Source organism: Planosporangium mesophilum (assembly GCF_016863255.1).
GTDB classification, from domain to species: domain Bacteria; phylum Actinomycetota; class Actinomycetes; order Mycobacteriales; family Micromonosporaceae; genus Planosporangium; species Planosporangium mesophilum.
In genome coordinates, this window is record NZ_BOON01000065.1 from 18,474 (window position 1) to 34,525 (window position 16,052).

At 70.3% G+C, this 16,052-nt stretch carries 13 protein-coding genes and 1 riboswitch; of the genes, 3 read left to right on the plus strand and 10 right to left on the minus strand.

Annotated features, from left to right (window positions below; all coding sequences use genetic code 11):
* Positions 1-1,155 (minus strand): dipeptidase, encoded by a 1,155-nt coding sequence (locus Pme01_RS28105; protein ID WP_168115213.1) that lies wholly within the window; start codon positions 1,153-1,155, stop codon positions 1-3.
* 40 nt (positions 1,156-1,195) lie between these two features.
* Between Pme01_RS28105 and Pme01_RS28110 the strand changes: the two genes are divergently transcribed.
* Entirely contained in the window at positions 1,196-1,396 is a 201-nt protein-coding gene (locus Pme01_RS28110; RefSeq protein ID WP_168115212.1) for a hypothetical protein, read from the plus strand.
* Positions 1,397-1,479: 83 nt separating this feature from the next.
* Here the strand turns inward: Pme01_RS28110 and groL are convergent, their stop codons facing one another.
* The 4 genes from groL to Pme01_RS28130 form a co-directional block, all read right to left on the minus strand.
* Entirely contained in the window at positions 1,480-3,102 is a 1,623-nt protein-coding gene (gene groL / locus Pme01_RS28115; RefSeq protein WP_168115211.1) for a chaperonin GroEL, read from the minus strand.
* 542 nt (positions 3,103-3,644) lie between these two features.
* Positions 3,645-3,845, minus strand: a complete 201-nt coding sequence (locus tag Pme01_RS28120) for a cold-shock protein (RefSeq protein ID WP_168115210.1) — start codon at positions 3,843-3,845, stop codon at positions 3,645-3,647.
* A gap of 295 nt (positions 3,846-4,140) precedes the next feature.
* Complete coding sequence (gene paaN / locus Pme01_RS28125; RefSeq protein ID WP_168115209.1) at positions 4,141-5,817, minus strand: phenylacetic acid degradation protein PaaN; 1,677 nt, start codon at positions 5,815-5,817, stop codon at positions 4,141-4,143.
* Positions 5,818-5,880: 63 nt separating this feature from the next.
* On the minus strand, positions 5,881-7,134 hold the full coding sequence (locus tag Pme01_RS28130; protein ID WP_168115208.1) for an MFS transporter: 1,254 nt from the start codon (positions 7,132-7,134) through the stop codon (positions 5,881-5,883).
* A 60-nt stretch (positions 7,135-7,194) separates the two neighbouring features.
* Between Pme01_RS28130 and Pme01_RS28135 the strand changes: the two genes are divergently transcribed.
* Entirely contained in the window at positions 7,195-7,755 is a 561-nt protein-coding gene (locus Pme01_RS28135; RefSeq protein ID WP_168115207.1) for an ArsR/SmtB family transcription factor, read from the plus strand.
* Here the strand turns inward: Pme01_RS28135 and Pme01_RS28140 are convergent.
* Together Pme01_RS28140 and thrC are read right to left on the minus strand one after the other, a co-directional pair.
* Positions 7,694-8,737: a GNAT family N-acetyltransferase gene (locus Pme01_RS28140; protein ID WP_168115206.1), complete on the minus strand. Its 1,044-nt coding sequence runs from the start codon at positions 8,735-8,737 to the stop codon at positions 7,694-7,696. The genes Pme01_RS28135 and Pme01_RS28140 overlap by 62 nt on opposite strands.
* A gap of 355 nt (positions 8,738-9,092) precedes the next feature.
* Positions 9,093-10,373 carry a threonine synthase gene (gene thrC, locus Pme01_RS28145; protein ID WP_168115205.1) on the minus strand — a complete coding sequence of 427 codons (1,281 nt, stop codon included), beginning with the start codon at positions 10,371-10,373 and terminating at the stop codon, positions 9,093-9,095.
* A 12-nt stretch (positions 10,374-10,385) separates the two neighbouring features.
* A riboswitch (SAM riboswitch) is annotated at positions 10,386-10,515 on the minus strand.
* 194 nt (positions 10,516-10,709) lie between these two features.
* Between thrC and Pme01_RS28150 the strand changes: the two genes are divergently transcribed.
* A complete protein-coding gene (locus tag Pme01_RS28150) occupies positions 10,710-11,627 on the plus strand; it encodes a glucosyl-3-phosphoglycerate synthase (protein ID WP_168115204.1) in 918 nt (305 codons plus the stop codon).
* A gap of 15 nt (positions 11,628-11,642) precedes the next feature.
* Here Pme01_RS28150 and Pme01_RS28155 read toward each other — a convergent pair whose 3' ends face one another.
* The 3 genes from Pme01_RS28155 to Pme01_RS28165 all read right to left on the minus strand — a co-directional run bounded on the left by Pme01_RS28155 (position 11,643) and on the right by Pme01_RS28165 (position 15,989).
* Positions 11,643-12,515 carry an ABC transporter permease gene (locus tag Pme01_RS28155; protein ID WP_168115203.1) on the minus strand — a complete coding sequence of 291 codons (873 nt, stop codon included), beginning with the start codon at positions 12,513-12,515 and terminating at the stop codon, positions 11,643-11,645.
* The gene (locus Pme01_RS28160) at positions 12,512-15,454 is read right to left on the minus strand and encodes an alpha/beta fold hydrolase (RefSeq protein ID WP_168115202.1); all 2,943 of its coding nucleotides are present in this window, start codon (positions 15,452-15,454) and stop codon (positions 12,512-12,514) included. Before Pme01_RS28160 ends, Pme01_RS28155 begins: the two co-directional genes overlap by 4 nt.
* 163 nt (positions 15,455-15,617) lie before the next feature.
* On the minus strand, positions 15,618-15,989 hold the full coding sequence (locus tag Pme01_RS28165) for a hypothetical protein (RefSeq protein ID WP_168115201.1): 372 nt from the start codon (positions 15,987-15,989) through the stop codon (positions 15,618-15,620).
* Between the last annotated feature and the right edge of the window lie 63 nt (positions 15,990-16,052).

Here is a 16,052-nt window from a genome sequence, read left to right on the forward strand (position 1 = left end):
TCAGCCGTCGAGCTGATCGATGGTGGCGTTCGACGGGCCGCGCTCCTGGCGTACCCGCGCGGCCACCGAGCCGGTGTCGCGAAGTACCCGCAGCGCGTTGTGCCAGGCGAGCTTGCCGAGGTCGGCGTCGGACCAGCCGCGGCCGGCCAGCTCGGCCAGCAGCGCCGGGTAGCCCGACACGTCCTCCAGCCCGTCCGGCAGGTTCAGGCAGCCGTCGTAGTCTCCGCCCAGCCCGACATGGTCGACGCCGGCGACCTCCCGTACGTGTTCGACGTGGTCGGCGACGTCCGCCACGGTGCAGGGCGGCCGCGGGTTGGCCCGCTTCCAGGCCGCGCGGGCCTCCTCCCACGCCGGGCCGCGGTCCGGGTACGTCTCGCTCAGGCGCTCCGTGGCGTCGATCATCTCGGCCGTCCAGGCGCGGCACTCCTCGACGACGAACCCGGGTACGAAGGTCACCATCACCACGCCGCCGCTGTCGCGTACCCGCGTGAGCACGTCGTCGGGCACGTTGCGCGGGTGGTCGCAGAGCGCCCGCGCCGACGAGTGGGAGAAGAAGGCCGGCGCCTGCGAGGTGTCGAGCGCGGCGTGCATCGTGCTCGGCGCGACGTGCGAGAGGTCCACGAGCATCCCGAGGCGGTTCATCTCGCGTACGACCTCGTGGCCGAACGGCGACAGCCCGCCGACCGCCGGCTCGTCGGTGGCGCTGTCGGCCCACGGGGTGTTGCGGACGTGCGTCAGCGTCAGGTACCGGACGCCCAGCTCGTAGAGCATCCGCAGGGTGCCCAGCGAGCAGTTGATCGAGTGGCCGCCCTCGGCGCCCAGCAGCGACGCGATGCGCCCCTGTGCGCGCGCCCGCTCGACGGAGTCGGCGTTCGTGGCGAGCGCGAGGTGCTCGGGGTGGCGCGCCACGAGGCGGCGTACCGCGTCGATCTGTTCGAGGGTGGCGGAGACGGCCGCCTCGCCGGCCGGCTCGCCCGCGACGTAGACCGACCAGTACTGGGCCCCGACGCCGCCCGCCCGCAGTCGGGGCAGGTCGGTGTGCAGGCCGGTGGCCGACTGGTCGGCCGCGATGTCAAGGGCGTCGAAGTCGTACCGCACCCGTTGGCGCAGTTCCCACGCGAGGTCGTTGTGACCGTCGAAGATCAGCTCACTCATCGTCCGAGTACGTTACCGGCTGCCGGGGTATCACACCGGCATGACCGAACCTCGTGATCCGAGTCCGCAGAGGGCGACCGGGGTGTCCGGCGTCGCGGGTAGCCGCCGGGACGCCGGCGAGCCGACCGGCTCCAGCGTGCCGGAGGTCGACGTACCGGAGCGCCCGTCGGCGGCCGACCCGACCACGTCCTCGCTGAACGAGATGCTGTCCGACCCCGACCCCGGCCCCAGCTCTCCATGATCCTGGCTACCGGGCAGACGGCCGGGATACGGCAAGGGGGCGAGCCCTGACGGGCCCGCCCCCTTGCCGAGGAATCAGACTTCTCAGAAGTCCATGTCGCCGCCGCCGGGCGCACCCGCCGGGGCCTTCTCCTTCTCCGGCTTGTCCGCGACCACAGCCTCGGTGGTCAGGAACAGCGCGGCGATCGACGCCGCGTTCTGCAGCGCCGAGCGCGTGACCTTGGCCGGGTCGATGATGCCCGCGGCCAGCATGTCGACGTACTCGCCGGTCGCCGCGTCGAGGCCGTGGCCGACGGGCAGGTTGCGCACCTTGTCGACCACGACGCCGCCCTCGAGGCCGGCGTTGGCAGCGATCTGGCGCAGCGGAGCGTCCAGCGCGACGCGCACGATCTGGACGCCGGTCGCCTCGTCGGCGGCCAGTTCCAGCTTGTCGAACGCGGTCTTGCCGGCCTGCACCAGCGCGACACCACCACCGGGGACGATGCCCTCCTCGACGGCCGCCTTCGCGTTACGCACGGCGTCCTCGATGCGGTGCTTGCGCTCCTTGAGCTCGACCTCGGTGGCCGCACCGACCTTGATCACCGCAACACCGCCGGCCAGCTTGGCCAGGCGCTCCTGCAGCTTCTCACGGTCGTAGTCGGAGTCGCTCTTCTCGATCTCCGCACGGATCTGGTTGACCCGACCCTGGATCTGGTCGGCGTCACCGGCGCCGTCGACGATCGTGGTCTCGTCCTTGGTGACGACGACCTTGCGAGCGCGACCCAGCATGTCGAGCGTGGCGCTCTCCAGCTTGAGGCCGATCTCCTCGCTGATGACCTGGCCGCCGGTCAGGACGGCGATGTCACCGAGCATGGCCTTGCGGCGGTCACCGAAGCCGGGCGCCTTGACGGCGACGGACTTGAAGGTGCCGCGCACCTTGTTGACGACCAGGGTGGCCAGCGCCTCGCCCTCGACGTCCTCAGCGATGATCGCCAGCGGCTTGCCCGACTGCATGACCTTCTCCAGCAGCGGGAGCAGGTCCTTCACCGTCGAGATCTTGCCGTTGTAGACGAGGATGTACGGGTCGTCGAGGACGGCCTCCATCCGCTCCGCGTCGGTCCAGAAGTACGGAGAGATGTAGCCCTTGTCGAAGCGCATACCCTCGGTGAGCTCGAGCTCGAGCCCGAAGGTGTTGCTCTCCTCGACGGTGATGACGCCTTCCTTGCCGACCTTGTCCATCGCCTCGGCGATGATCTCACCGACGGTGGGGTCACCGGCGGAGATCGACGCGGTCGAGGCGATCTGCTCCTTGGTCTCGACGTCCTTGGCAATCTTGGCCAGCTCTTCGGCCACGGCGGAGACGGCGGACTCGATACCCCGCTTGAGGGCCATCGGGTTCGCGCCGGCCGCGACGTTGCGCAGGCCCTCGCGGACCATCGCCTGGGCGAGGACGGTCGCCGTCGTCGTGCCGTCACCGGCAACGTCGTCGGTCTTCTTGGCGACCTCCTTGACCAGCTCAGCGCCGATCTTCTCGTACGGGTCCTCGAGCTCGATCTCCTTGGCGATGCTCACACCGTCATTGGTGATCGTGGGAGCGCCCCACTTCTTCTCGAGGACGACGTTGCGGCCCTTCGGGCCCAGCGTCACCTTCACGGCGTCGGCGAGGGTGTTCATGCCCCGCTCGAGGCCGCGGCGCGCCTCTTCCTCGAACGCGATAATTTTGGCCATTCGGCGTTGTCCTCCTGGACACAGTCACGGCTCGCCCTGGTTCCCAGTGACGCTCCGCTGCTTACGCACCTTCGGCGGTCCGTCCAGCGGATGCTGGCCGGACCCTCGTAGGCCGGACCGGATAGCCCGCGACGACTGGTCCCCTGCCGCGCCCGGCCCGCTCGGCGTCAACCGCCGGACGGCCCGGCCACGGCCGGTGACCCCACCGACCCCGACCTTTGGCACTCGGCACTTCCGAGTGCCAGTGACTTGTTTAGCACTCTCGGGTGGAGAGTGCAAGCAAACGATCGGGAACGGCCCCGACCCGCCAGCAGCGTGACCCACGGAGCACGACCCACGACTTCCCCGAAGTCGCGGGCTTAGCACCGGCTGACACGACAACTTCCCGAAAGTCGCCGAGGTATCCGAACGGACCACAAAGAGTTACGACTAAAAGATCGGCACGCGACCGCGGACAAAGGGGTACGAATGATCCGCAAAAACGAAGGACACCGTTCCCCGACAGAGGAACGGTGTCCTGAAGTGGTGCGAGCTTGGAGTAGTCAGGCGAGACGGACGTTCTCGGCCTGGGGGCCCTTGTTGCCCTGCGCGATCTCGAACTCGACGCGCTGACCGTCCTCCAGAGACTTGTAGCCGTCCATCTGGATCGCCGAGAAGTGGACGAAGACGTCCTGCCCCCCGTCGACGGCAATGAAGCCGTAGCCCTTCTCGCTGTTGAACCACTTCACGGTGCCCTGTGCCACGGTGCACTTCCTCACTTCGGTGGTGCTGGGTCTTGCCAACCCCCGACGTCGCGGTCGCGACGCCGGAGTCGCCGGTGTCTCGACGTGCCCCCAGTGGACACCGACGACGAACGACGACCGAACACGCACGCTACACGAGTTGCGGCGACGCCGTACAGCCCCAAATCGGACACTTGGACGTACCTGGAGATTCGCGATCGTCATGGCGGATATCAGTTAGAGAACGGCGTTCCAGGGGTAGTCGTATAGACCTTGCTACATCGACATATGTCTATTGTGCATTCCGTAGATCCCCTCAACTGTGCCGACGCGACTGCACAATCCGGAATCGGCTGGCCACGTACGCTCCGTCGGTGAGTGCGGCATTGGCGGCCGCGTTGGCACCGCTGCCGTGGAAGTCGGAGAAGGCCGCCGACTGGTTGACGAAGACACCACCGGTCAGATTTGCCGACAGGTGCACACCGACGTCCAGCGCCGCCCGCTCCACGTCGTCCAGGACCTTGTCGTCCCGCGAGTAGACCGCCGCGGTGAGCGCACCCCGCCGCCCGACGGTACGCCGGAAGACCTCCAGACTGTGCTCTGTGGAATCCGTGGAGACCAGGAACGAGATGGGACCGAACCACTCATTGCCGTAGGCCTGTTCACCGTCCGCATCCAACGCGAGAATCAACGGCGTCCGTACCACCGCGTCACCGAAGGTCGGATGGACGACCGCACGCGAGTCGAGTACGACCTTCCCCAGGCCGCGGGCGCGCTCCAGGCGCTCCAGCACACCCTCGTTGACGATGGCTCCGGTCAATTCGACCCCACGGGCCGGGTCGCCGGTCAGTTTCCCGACAGCCGCCCCGATCCCCTCGGCCACCTCGTCGAAGCTCTTGTGCCCACCCTCGGTGGCGATGCCCTCCCGCGGCACGAGGATGTTCTGCGGGGTCGTGCACATCTGTCCGCTGTAGAGGACCAGCGAGAAGGCGATGTTGTTGCACATTCCGGCGAAGTCGTCGGTGCTGTCGACGACGACCGTGTTGACGCCGGCCTTCTCCGTGTACACGGCGGCCTGCCGGGCGTTCGCCTCCAACCAGTCGCCGTACTCCGTCGACCCCGTGAAGTCGACGATCCTGACCTCCGGCCGCAGCGCCAGGACGCTGGCCAACCCCTCGCTGGGCGCCTCGGCCGCGAGCGTGACGAGGTTCGGATCGAACCCGGCCTCGGCGAGGACCTCGCGGGCGTACTTCACGGTGACCGCGAGCGGGAGGACCGCGCCCGGGTGCGGCTTGACCACGACGGCGTTGCCGGTGACCAGTGACGCGAACAGGCCGGGGTACGAGTTCCAGGTGGGGAACGTGTTGCAGCCGATGACCAGCCCGACGCCGCGCGGCACCACGTGCCAGGTCTTGTCCATGCGCAGCGGCTCGCCCTTGCCGGCCGGCTTCTCCCAGCGGGCCGAGGCGGGGATACGGGTCATCTCCGCGTACGCGTACGCCAGCGCCTCGAGGGCCCGGTCCAGCGCGTGCGCGCCGCCGGCCTGGAACGCCATGACAAACGCCTGACCGCTGGTGAACTGCACCGCGTGGGCCAGCTCGAAGACGTTCTCGGACAGCCGGGTGAGAATCTCCAGGCAGACGCCGGCGCGGGTCTGCGGTCCGGCGTCGCGCCAGGCCGGCATGGCCGCGGTGGCGGCGCCCAGCAACGCGTCCACGTCGGGGCGTGGGTAGCGCACGTCCAGCGGTACGCCGAAGGGGCTCTTCTCGCCGCCCACCCAGCCGGTCGTGCCCGGCTGGTCGAGAGAGAAGTTCGCGTCGAGGTACGCCTCGAAGGCCGCCTTGCCCCGGGGCGCGGCGTCCTCGCCGTGTACTCGCGGGCTGGGCGACTCGTTGAAGGCCGACCAGTAGGCACGCTCCCGGATCGCGGTGAGTGCCCGGTCGAGGGTGGCGGCATGCTTGCCGTACAGGGGATGAGGATGAGGTTCGCTCATGCCGTCATCTTCCACCCTCCTCCGCGATCTTGGACAGTCGTGCGACCCAACTGTCCGAGATCGTCAAAGCGCCAGCGCGGGCTCCTCGTCATGGCCGGTCGGCAGTTCGCGCATGCTCCGCAGCGGGGAGAGGAAGACGGGCAGGAACGTGAACATGCCGCAGATCGCCCCGATCCACAGCGTCTCGCGGATGCCGACGTACTTGCCGAGCACGCCACCGATCAGCCCGCCGATCGGCATCGTGCCCCAGACCAGGAAACGCATGGTCGCGTTCATCCGGCCGAGCAGCCGCTCCGGGGTCAGCCCCTGCCGGAAGCTGACCTGGGTGACGTTGTAGACGACGACGCCGACCGCGTACACGAAGTATCCGGCGGCCGCGGCCCACAGCAGCCAGCCGCGCTGGGCGAGCGGGAACAGCAGTTGGAACGGGCCGGAGACCGCGACCGGGATCCAGATCGCCGGGCCCTGGCCGATCCGCGCGGCGACGCGGGTGGCGACCAACGCGCCGATCAGTCCACCGACCGCGCCGAAGGAGAAGAAGAGTCCGATCATGCCGGGCGACAGCCGCAGGTCGCGGGCGAGGAGTACGACGAGCACCGCCGCGATGATGTTCGAGAACAGGTTGGACGAGCCGGTACACATCGCGATCGCGCGCAGCAGCCGGTTGCCCCACACGAACCGCAGCCCTTCGGCGATCTCGCGGCCGAGGTGGGCGTCGGGCTTGCGCTCAGGCTTCGGCTCCCGCTTGCGGATCAGCCCGACGAACAGCGCCGAACCGGCGAAGCTCGCCGCGTCGACCACCACGGCGACCGGTGCGGTGAGCCAGCCGATGAGCAGGCCGGCGGCGGTCGGCCCGGCGACCTGGTTGACCCCGCGCACCGCTTCCAGGTTGGAATTGCCCTCGACCAGGTTCTCCCGGCCGACGAGGTGCGGCAGGTAGCTCTGGTACGCCACGTCGAAGAAGACGGTGAACACGCCGGTGAGCAGGGCGACGGCGTACAACTGCGGCATCGTGAGCACGCCGAGCCACCAGGCGACGGGTACCGAGCCGAGCAGGACGGCCCGGCCGAGGTCGCCGACGATGAGGACGTTGCGCCGGCGCATCCGGTCCACCCAGGCTCCCGCGGGCAGACCCACCAGCAGGAACGCGGCCGTCTCGCAGGCGGCGAGCACGCCGACCTCGAGCGGGTCGGCGTGCAGGACGAGCACGGCGATCAGCGGCAGCGCCAGGATGCTGACCTGGGTGCCGAACTGGCTGATCGTGTCGGCCACGAACAGTTGCCGGAAGTCGTGGTGGCGGAGCAGACCGAGCCTCATGTCGGCAGCGTCATCGACTCATTGGGAAAAGTCAACCAGTCACGGCTACGCTTCGGGCGTATGACAGAAAGGCGACCGGCGACCGAGGCTGAGGCGCGGGCGCTCGCCTCGGCGGTACGGCTGCGCATCATCCGGCTGTGCCTGGACCGGGCGCTGACCAACAAGGAGATCGCCGAGCGCCTCGGCGCGAACGCCGCGACCACCCTCCATCACGTGCGTACCCTCGTCGACACCGGTTTTCTGGTACCGCAACCGACCCGGCGGGGCGCCCGGGGCTCCCGCGAGGTGCCCTACCTCTCGACCGGCAAGTCGTGGACGCTCGACGTGAGCGACGCCGCGGTGCCCGGCCCCCGCCCGGCGATGCTCGACGCCTTCCTCGCCGAGGCCGAGACGGCCGGCCTCGACCGGGTCGACATGAGCCGGCTCGGCCTGCGGCTGACCGAGGACGACTACCACGAGCTGCGGAGACGGATCCAGGCGATCCTGGACGAGTACGCCGCCCGCCCACGGGACCCGGCCGGCCGACCGTACTCGGTCTTCGTCGCCTTCCACGCCGACGTCAGTCGCGAGGAATCTCCTGCTGCCACTCGATCCACGCGTCCACCGGACGAAACCCCATAGCCTGGTTGATCGAGATCATGTGCTCGTTGACCGCGGCGTTCCAGGTGTGTGCGAAGCGCAGCGCGGGTTCGCCCGCCATCGCGTACCGGAGGTTGGCGATCTTCGCGATCGTGCCGAGCCGGTGACCACGGTGCGGCGGGTCGACGAGGGTGATGTCCTGCCAGGCGTGGTCGGGCGGGGAGGAGAGCAGGACGAGCATGCTCCAGGCGACAAGCCGGCCGGTCCGGTCGTGCCGCAGCGCCGAACTGTAGGTCCGCATGCCACGGGCCGCCCGCGCCTCGTCCCTCGCGCGCTGCCGGTCGGCGTCGATCTCCTCCGACTCCCACTCCACGTCGCCGCTCGGCGCGTCCGAGAGCAGCCGGCCGCCCAGGTACGCGACGCCGGCCAGGTGCTCGGTCGGGGTGCCGTCGCGCCACTGGACCAGCGAGTACCCGTCGGCGTGCCGCCACGCCTCGGCCAGCGCCCGCTGGTACCCGTCGGTGTCCACCCCGGACAGGTCGAGCGTGCGGCGGACCTCGTGCAGCGCGTCGGCGAAGCCCATGGCGCGGGCGAACCCGGCACCGCAGCCGTCCCGCGCCGGGCCGCCCGGCAGCGTCCCGCACGTCTCTGCCAACAGGCGCCGCCGGCCGGCGGCGCGGACGTACCCGGCGATGTGCCGGTAGAGCGCCCGGCCCGCGCCCCGGCGACGGTGGTCGGGGTGCACGTCGATCTCACAGTCCGCGTTGTCGAGGTTGTCCACCTGCCGCAACCGGACGGTGCCCACCCCGAGGGGCCGGTCGCCGTCGCGGAGCAGCCACGTCGACTGGGCCACGCCCGGCCACCCGGCCCGGATCGCCCCGTCGTGGAGGCGGCGGCACAGCGGCGGGAAGTCCGGTACGTCGTGCGCCCGGGCCGCGCGCCGGATCTCGTACGAGGCGTCGAGGGCGGCGGGGTCACCGGGCTCGATCTCGACGATACGGAAGGCGCGGGTATCGGTACTCATACCCGGCACTGTGCGTCAACTCGGACTGGGAGCGCGACCGAATTACCGGGAAACCGGACTTCGCGGCGAAATGGTCGAGAGGACGCTCGCACAACGCCTCCGGCGCTGCGGTCGCGGGCCTGCCGAACGGATCGGCGGCCTCGCGGCGACGCGTCCTCCCGCACCGAGAATCGTGCCGGCTACCGGACGGCGCAGTCAAGGCCCCCGATGGGGGGACCTGTACGCCGAGCGTTCGTCGCGACACTCATCGCGTTCGCGTTCCTCGGCGGGGCGGGGCGCGTCAGCGCCCCGAACCCACCGTCCACTCGCGAGTACGGATCGACGTACGTCACGACCCGTTACAGATGGCGGAAATTCAGCCGAGCAGGCCGGCGTCCCGCGCCGCCCGCAGCGACGGCTTGACCCGGTACGTCGGGCCCACCCGGTCGGCGACGGCGTCGAGGGTCTTCAGCCCCTCGCCGGTGTTGTACACGACCGTCTCCGCCTCCGGGTCCAGCCGGCCCTCGGCGACGAGCTTGCGCAGCGCGGCCACGGTCGTGCCGCCCGCCGTCTCGGCGAAGATGCCGGTGGTACGGGCCAGCAGCCCGATCGCGTCGCGGATCTCCTCGTCGTCGGCGTACGCCATCCAGCCGCCCGAGCGGCGGACCGCCTCGAGGGCGTACACGCCGGCCGCCGGGTCGCCGATGTTCAGCGACTTGGCGATGCCGGTCGGCTTCTGCGGGATGATGTCGTCGCGGCCCTCCTGCAGCGCCAGGGCGATCGGGTTGCAGCCGGCGGACTGCGCGCCGAACACGCGCCACCCGTCGGCCGGCGCCTCGACCAGGCCGAACTCGACCAGCTCGGCGAACGCCTTATCAATCTTGGTCAGCAGCTCGCCGCTGGCCATCGGGATCACGACCTGCTTCGGCAGCCGCCAGCCCAGTTGCTCTGCCACCTCGTACCCGAGCGTGCGCGAGCCCTCGGCGTAGAACGGCCGGACGTTGACGTTGACGAAGGCGGTGCTCTCGAACTCGTCGGTCTCCGTCAGCTCCGAGCAGAGCCGGTTGACGTCGTCGTACGAGCCGTCGATCGCGACCACGTCACCGCCGTACACGGCCGTGGTGATGACCTTGCCGGGCTCGAGATCGGACGGGATGAAGACCATGCTCGGTACGCCGGCCCGGGCGGCGTGCGCCGCCACCGAGTTGGCCAGGTTGCCCGTCGACGCGCAGGCGTACCGGTCGAAGCCGAGGGCGCGCGCCGCGGTGAGGGCCACCGACACGACGCGGTCCTTGAACGAGTGAGTCGGGTTGGCCGAGTCGTCCTTGACCCACAGCGGGGCGCGCAGGCCGACCTCGCGGGCGAGCGCGGGCGCGGGTACCAGCGGGGTGAAGCCCGGATCGAGGGTCACCCGCGTCGCGGGGTCCTGGCCGGCGGGCAGCAACGAGGCGTACCGCCAGATGTTGGGCGGACCGCCCGCGATCTCCTCGCGGGTCACCCGCTTCAGCGCCGCGGGGTCGTAGGCGACCTCCAGCGGCCCGAAACACTCATAACACGCGTGCTGCGCGGCGAGCGGGAACTCCGTGCCACAGCCGCGGCAGACCAGCGCGCGGGCGGGCGAGTTGACGAACGGGGACGCGTCGACGGTCGACGTCATGTCGAGGCCTTCCTCTCATCTTTCCCGGGAGTCGCACACCGGGACGGAATTGGCACCTGCCACGCGCGGCCTCGTCATCGAGTCGTCAGTGGTGGTTGCCGGGGCTTCATCGGGCCGTTCCCTCAGCCCCTCTGGATGAGGTATTCAGTTGTGCTCACAAGTCTAGGGACATGTAACGAACGCCGCTACGAAACAACCTCACGTCGTGAGTGAGGTCACGAAGGTCGATCCGGCGGCCTCCGCCGGCCCAGCGGTACCGCTGACCGCCCTGAGGTGCGATACTCCACCAGATTTTTACCTATGTGACACCGAACTACGTCTATCGAGTGTGGAGCCATGCACCCGACCGCCACCTCCTGGTTTGACCGCCGCACGTCCTCATGGCGGGACTGGCCGCTCGACCGGGTGGCCCGACTCAAGGGCGACGCCACGGTGACCGTTGCCCTGGCCACCCTCGACGACGAGCAGACCGTCGGCGAGATCGTCGACGGAGTGCGGATCCTGGCCGACCAGACCGGCCTCGTCGACGAGGTCGTCGTGGTCGACTCCGGGTCGCAGGACGGCACGATGAAGGCCGCCACCGACGCCGGCGCGACCGTATACCACCACGGCGACATCCTGTCCGAACACGAGCTGCTGCCCGGCCGGGGCGACGCACAGTGGAAGGCGCTGATGGTGGCGCGGGGCGACCTGATCGTCTACGTCGACGCCGACCTGGCCGAGTTCCGGTCGTACTTCATCACCGGCCTGCTCGGGCCGCTGCTGTCCGAGCCGGACGTGTCGCTGGTCAAGGCGTGCTACGACCGCCCCCACCCGGGTGGGCAGGTCACCGAGTTGATGGCCCGGCCACTGCTCAACGTGTACTTCCCGGAGCTGGCCGGGATGGTGCAGCCGCTCGCCGGCGAGTACGCCGCCCGCCGATCGCTGCTGGAGACCCTGCCGTTCGCCGTCGGGCACGGTGTGGAGACCGGCCTGCTGCTGGACACCGTGCTCGAGTCCGGCCTGGACGCGGTCGCCCAGGTCGACCTGGGTCAGCGCACGCACGGCGGCGGGGAGCTCGCCGCGCTCGGCGAGGTGGCCACGGCCGTCCTGCACACCGTGCTCGAACGGATACACCCGAACGATCCCCGCTGGGACACGCTGACCCAGTTCAATCGGGTCAAGGACGCCATCACCGCCGTCGACCGGCCGGTCGGCGGCGGCAAGCGCCCTCCCATCACCACGATCCCGCAGTACGCCTCGCGCAGCTCCTGATCACGCTGGGGGCCGTCAGCTGACGACGTCCTTGCGCAGGAAGCGCCACCACGCCAGACCGAAGAAGATCACGCCGTAGCAGAGCGCAGACACGCAGCCGCGTACCAGGTCGTCGGTCTGGATCGGAGTGGACAGCAGGCCCAGCCAGGCCTGGGCGAAGTGGCTCGGCAGGAAGCTGCGGATCGCGCCGAGCGCCGTGATCTGGTCGAGGATGCTCGACAGGATCTGCAGCAGCACCGCGCCGCCGACCGCGCCCAGCGGCGCGTCGGTCGCCACCGACAGCAGGAATGCCAGCCCCGCGACCACCAGCAGACTCACGGCCAGGTACCCCATGATGCCGAGCAGCCGCAGCAGCGCCTCGCCCGATGCGATGTCGCCGGCGATGGTGCTGCGCAGGGGGTGCCAGCCGTACCGGAGCGTGCCGGCGCCGAGCGCGGTTGCCAGCAGGAGCAGCATCGCGAGCCCGGAGTACGCCAGCGACACGGCGAGCTTCACCCCGAGCAGCCGGCCGCGCGGTACCGGGATCGCCAGCAGGTACCGCAGGCTCCCCCAGCTCGCCTCGCTGGCGACCGTGTCGCCGTGGAACAGCGCGACCACCACGATCAGCAGGAACGACGCCGACACGAACACCGTGAACAGCGCGAAGTTCAGCCCACCCGCCGTGGCGAGGTCGACCAGGCTGGAGAACTGGCCACGCCGGCGGCCGCTGTTGCTGTTGTCGTTGCTGTTGAGCTGGAACGCGATCAGGATGATCAGCGGCAGCACCACCATGAACCCGAGCGCGAGCTGGGTGCGCCGCCGGCTGGCCTGCCGGCGGAACTCGGTGGCGAAGGTGAAGGTACGGGTGGGGCGGTAGGTGTCCGTAGCGGTCACAGCCGTGGTCGTCATCGTTCTCCGCTCGCTTTCGTGTCGCCGCCGACGAGGGCCAGGAACGCGTCCTCCAGACGCCGCCTGGGCACCACCCGGTCCACTCCGATACCGGCCTTGACCAGCGCCGCGACGACCTCGGAACGCGGCGTGCCGTCCAGGTCGACGACCAGCCCGTTGCCTCCGGACCAGGCCACCGACCGGACCACGCCGAGCTTGTCGAGGACGTTCTCGGCCTCGTCGACGTCGGACACGTCCAACTGGACGCTGGGCGAGTCGCCCACGATGTCGTCGACTAGCCCGGACGCGACGATCTCCCCCCTGTGCATGACCACCACGTCGGTACAGGTCTGCTCCACCTCGGCGAGCAGGTGGCTGGAGACCAGTACGGCCCGCCCGTCGGTGGCGTACCGGCGCAGCACCTTGCGCATCTCCGCGATCTGGGGCGGGTCGAGCCCGTCGGTCGGCTCGTCGAGTACCAGCAGCTCCGGCAGGCCGAGCATGGCCTGCGCGATGGCGAGGCGCTGCTTCATGCCGTGGCTGTACGTCTTGACCTTGCGATGGACCGCGGTGCCGAGGCCTGCGATGTCGAGCGCCTCCTCGAAGCGCGCCTCCGCCTCCGGCCGGCCGGTGGACTTCCAGTACAGCTGGAGGTTGGTGTACCCGGACAGGTGCGGCAGGAAGCCGGGGCCCTCGACCAGCGCGCCGACCCGGCTGAGCACCGGGGCGCCGGGCCGCAGCCGCTGGCCGAAGACCAGGATCTCGCCGTGGGTCGGGTAGGTCAGCCCCATGAGTACACGCAGCGTCGTCGTCTTGCCGGCGCCGTTGGGCCCGAGCAGGCCGACGACGGTGTCGCGCTCGACGGTGAAGTCGACCCTGCTGACGGCGACGAAGCCGTCCGCGTACTCCTTGCGCAGCCCGCGTACGACGAGCGGGGTCTGCGCGTACCCGTCCTCGGTCTTCTCCCTGCGACGCAGCCGGCGGCGGCTGAGCGCCGTGACCACGACGAGCGCGACCGCGATCACTGCGATCAGGCCGAAGAGGACATAGCGCCAGATCACGGACGGGTTCTGGATCGGCGTGCCGGGCGCCATCGGCAGCGTGACCGGTCCGCCCGCCGCGATCGTGTACACGGTCGGCTCCGCCGGGGTCGTGTACGCCTGGTCGGAGGCCGAGACCGTGATCCTGATCCGGTGACCGTCCTCGAAGCGGCGCACGATCGCCGGCAGCGTCACCGTCGTCGGGGTCGCCTGGTCGATGCCGGCCGGCAGGCCGGTCAGCCGGATCGGCGCGATGAGACCGTTGGGCAGCGTGGGCTGGCCGTTCGCGTCGACGTCGTACAGCTTGACGAAGAGCACCGCCTCACCGGTGGGGGAGGCCGCCTTGATCTGCACGGTCGGGGAGCCGGTGACGTCGGTCGCCTTCGTCAGCGGCGCCGAGTAGAAGTCGGCGTGCTGCCCCGGCACCTCGGTGGACAGGCCACTGACGAGGCTGGTGGCGCCGCCCGCCCCGGCCAGTGAGGAGATGGCGGCCGGGTTGCCGTTCGGCGGGTTGGCGGCGGCCTGCGGCGGGCCGGAGACGCTGATCTGTTCCGACTTCGTACCGGTCGTGCCCGGGTAGTCGGTGACGGTGAAGCCGGCCGCGACGAGCCCCTCCCCGCTGGCGTCGATCCCGGAGATCCGCGAGTACGTGAAGCTGTTCTGCGGCTTCGACCCCTTGCCGGCCAGGTAGTGGTCGAGCCACTGCGCGGTGAGGAACTTGTTCCGGTCCTGATCGGACTGGGGGCCCTGGCCTCCGTCGTGGCCGCCGGTGAACCAGGCGACCCGTACCGGCGTGCCGTTGGCCGCGATGCCCTTGGCGTTCGCGTCGGCCTCTGACAGCGGGAAGAGCGAGTCGGCCTCACCCTGGATGAGCAGGGTCGGCGCCTTGATCTTGTCGATCACCGACGCCGGGCTGGAGCGGCGCAGCAGGTCCAGCCCCGCCGGGCCCGGCCGGCCGGCCGTGGCCATCTCCAGGTACGCCTGGCAGACGTCGAGAGCGAAGCGCCCGCACTGCGCACGGGCGGCGGGCGGGTCGGCGGCCACCTGACCGAGGGCGTTGCGGCCCGCCGATCCGCCCGGGGCCGCGCTCGGGCCCGCGGCCGGCGGGGTGCCCCGGTTACGGCCACCGGCCCCCTGGCTGGCGCCCGGGTTGGGCCCGCCGGAGGTCTGGCCGGCGTCGGGCGCGCCGCCCAGGCCCGCCAGCCCGGCGCCGGGTCCCGCACCCAGAGAGCCGCCCGAGCCGAAGAACAGGCCCGCCCACTGCTTCTTGAACACGCCGTTCTCGGGGCTGCCCCCGGCGGCGTCCGGCAGGAACGCGCGGGCCAGGTCGTTCCACGTGATCATCGGTACGATCGCGTCGACGCGCTGGTCGTACGCGGCCAGCAGCAGCGAGAGGCCACCTCCGTACGAGCCGCCGATCGCCGCGACCCGGGGGTCGCCGGCCCCGTCCTGGCGGATCTCCGGCCGAGCGGCCAGCCAGTCGACCAGACTCTTCGCGTCCTTGACCTCCCAGTCCGGGCTGTCGAGATGGATCTGGCCGGTAGACCGTCCGAACCCCTGCGCGGTCCAGGTCAGCACCGCGTACCCGTGGTTGGCGAGGTCCTGCGCGTCGGTCGCGGAGTCGAGCTTGGTACCCCCGAAGCCGTGCGCCAGCAGTACCGCGGGGACGCGGTTGCGGGCATCGGCGCTCGTCGGCAGGTACAGCCGGGTGTCGAGGGTGATGTCCTGGTCGCCGTTCGGCCCGCTCTTGACGGCGATCATCCGGTCCTCGGTGCGGTAACCGGCCGGAGTGGGCCACGCGGCCCACCCGACGAGACCGACGAGCAGGACCAGCACGGCGGAGCCCGCGATGACCCGGCGCCGGGTCAGACGTACCCGGGGCAGGGCACGACGGAGTCGCGCCGGAATTGAGGACGGCATGGCGCCAACGGTACGACCCCGTTCCTGTGATCACGCTGAAAGGGCCGGTAAAACGAACGTACCCCCACGCCGCGGAGCGTGGGGGTACTGCCTTTGGCCATGCCCTATGTGGTCATGTTCGAGGGGTGGTTGGCCGAGCGGACGGCCCGGCCGGTGCGCGCGACTAGAGGCCGCGGCGCTGCTCGCTGATGGCGACGGCGTGCACGAGTTCGCGAGGCTCGGCGTTGACCGGCACGGTCGGCACCCGCTGGAGTACGGCGGTCTCGCAGATCCCGTAATCCCGGATCGGCCGCATCGGCTGGAACGTGGCCCGAGCCAGGGCCGGGGCCGGTGCCTCGTCGCGCGAGCGCCGGCGCCTACCGCGCAACTGGTCGCGCTCCGCGCGCTGCGCGCTGAGAATCGCGTCGATCTTGCTGTTCTTGGTGCCGTGCGCATACCCGATCAGGTAGGCGGCGCCATTGGCGGCGCAGGCGATCAGGAAGGCGGTGATGGGCAACCACACCATCGCTGAGTTCTGACTGAAGACCACGGACATAGGGAGGGCTCCTTTCGCGCTGTCCGCACTTTATGGAGCAATCGCGCCCGGGAGATATACCCA

Coding starts and splice junctions, on each gene's coding strand:
- Pme01_RS28155 (WP_168115203.1), bottom strand. CDS start 12,515: ATGACGACCACGGCTGTGACCGCTACGGACACCTACCGCCCCACCCGT.
- Pme01_RS28165 (WP_168115201.1), bottom strand. CDS start 15,989: ATGTCCGTGGTCTTCAGTCAGAACTCAGCGATGGTGTGGTTGCCCATC.
- Pme01_RS28110 (WP_168115212.1), top strand. CDS start 1,196: ATGACCGAACCTCGTGATCCGAGTCCGCAGAGGGCGACCGGGGTGTCC.
- Pme01_RS28130 (WP_168115208.1), bottom strand. CDS start 7,134: ATGAGGCTCGGTCTGCTCCGCCACCACGACTTCCGGCAACTGTTCGTG.
- Pme01_RS28160 (WP_168115202.1), bottom strand. CDS start 15,454: ATGCCGTCCTCAATTCCGGCGCGACTCCGTCGTGCCCTGCCCCGGGTA.
- thrC (WP_168115205.1), bottom strand. CDS start 10,373: ATGACGTCGACCGTCGACGCGTCCCCGTTCGTCAACTCGCCCGCCCGC.
- Pme01_RS28140 (WP_168115206.1), bottom strand. CDS start 8,737: ATGAGTACCGATACCCGCGCCTTCCGTATCGTCGAGATCGAGCCCGGT.
- groL (WP_168115211.1), bottom strand. CDS start 3,102: ATGGCCAAAATTATCGCGTTCGAGGAAGAGGCGCGCCGCGGCCTCGAG.
- Pme01_RS28135 (WP_168115207.1), top strand. CDS start 7,195: ATGACAGAAAGGCGACCGGCGACCGAGGCTGAGGCGCGGGCGCTCGCC.
- Pme01_RS28105 (WP_168115213.1), bottom strand. CDS start 1,155: ATGAGTGAGCTGATCTTCGACGGTCACAACGACCTCGCGTGGGAACTG.
- Pme01_RS28150 (WP_168115204.1), top strand. CDS start 10,710: ATGCACCCGACCGCCACCTCCTGGTTTGACCGCCGCACGTCCTCATGG.
- paaN (WP_168115209.1), bottom strand. CDS start 5,817: ATGAGCGAACCTCATCCTCATCCCCTGTACGGCAAGCATGCCGCCACC.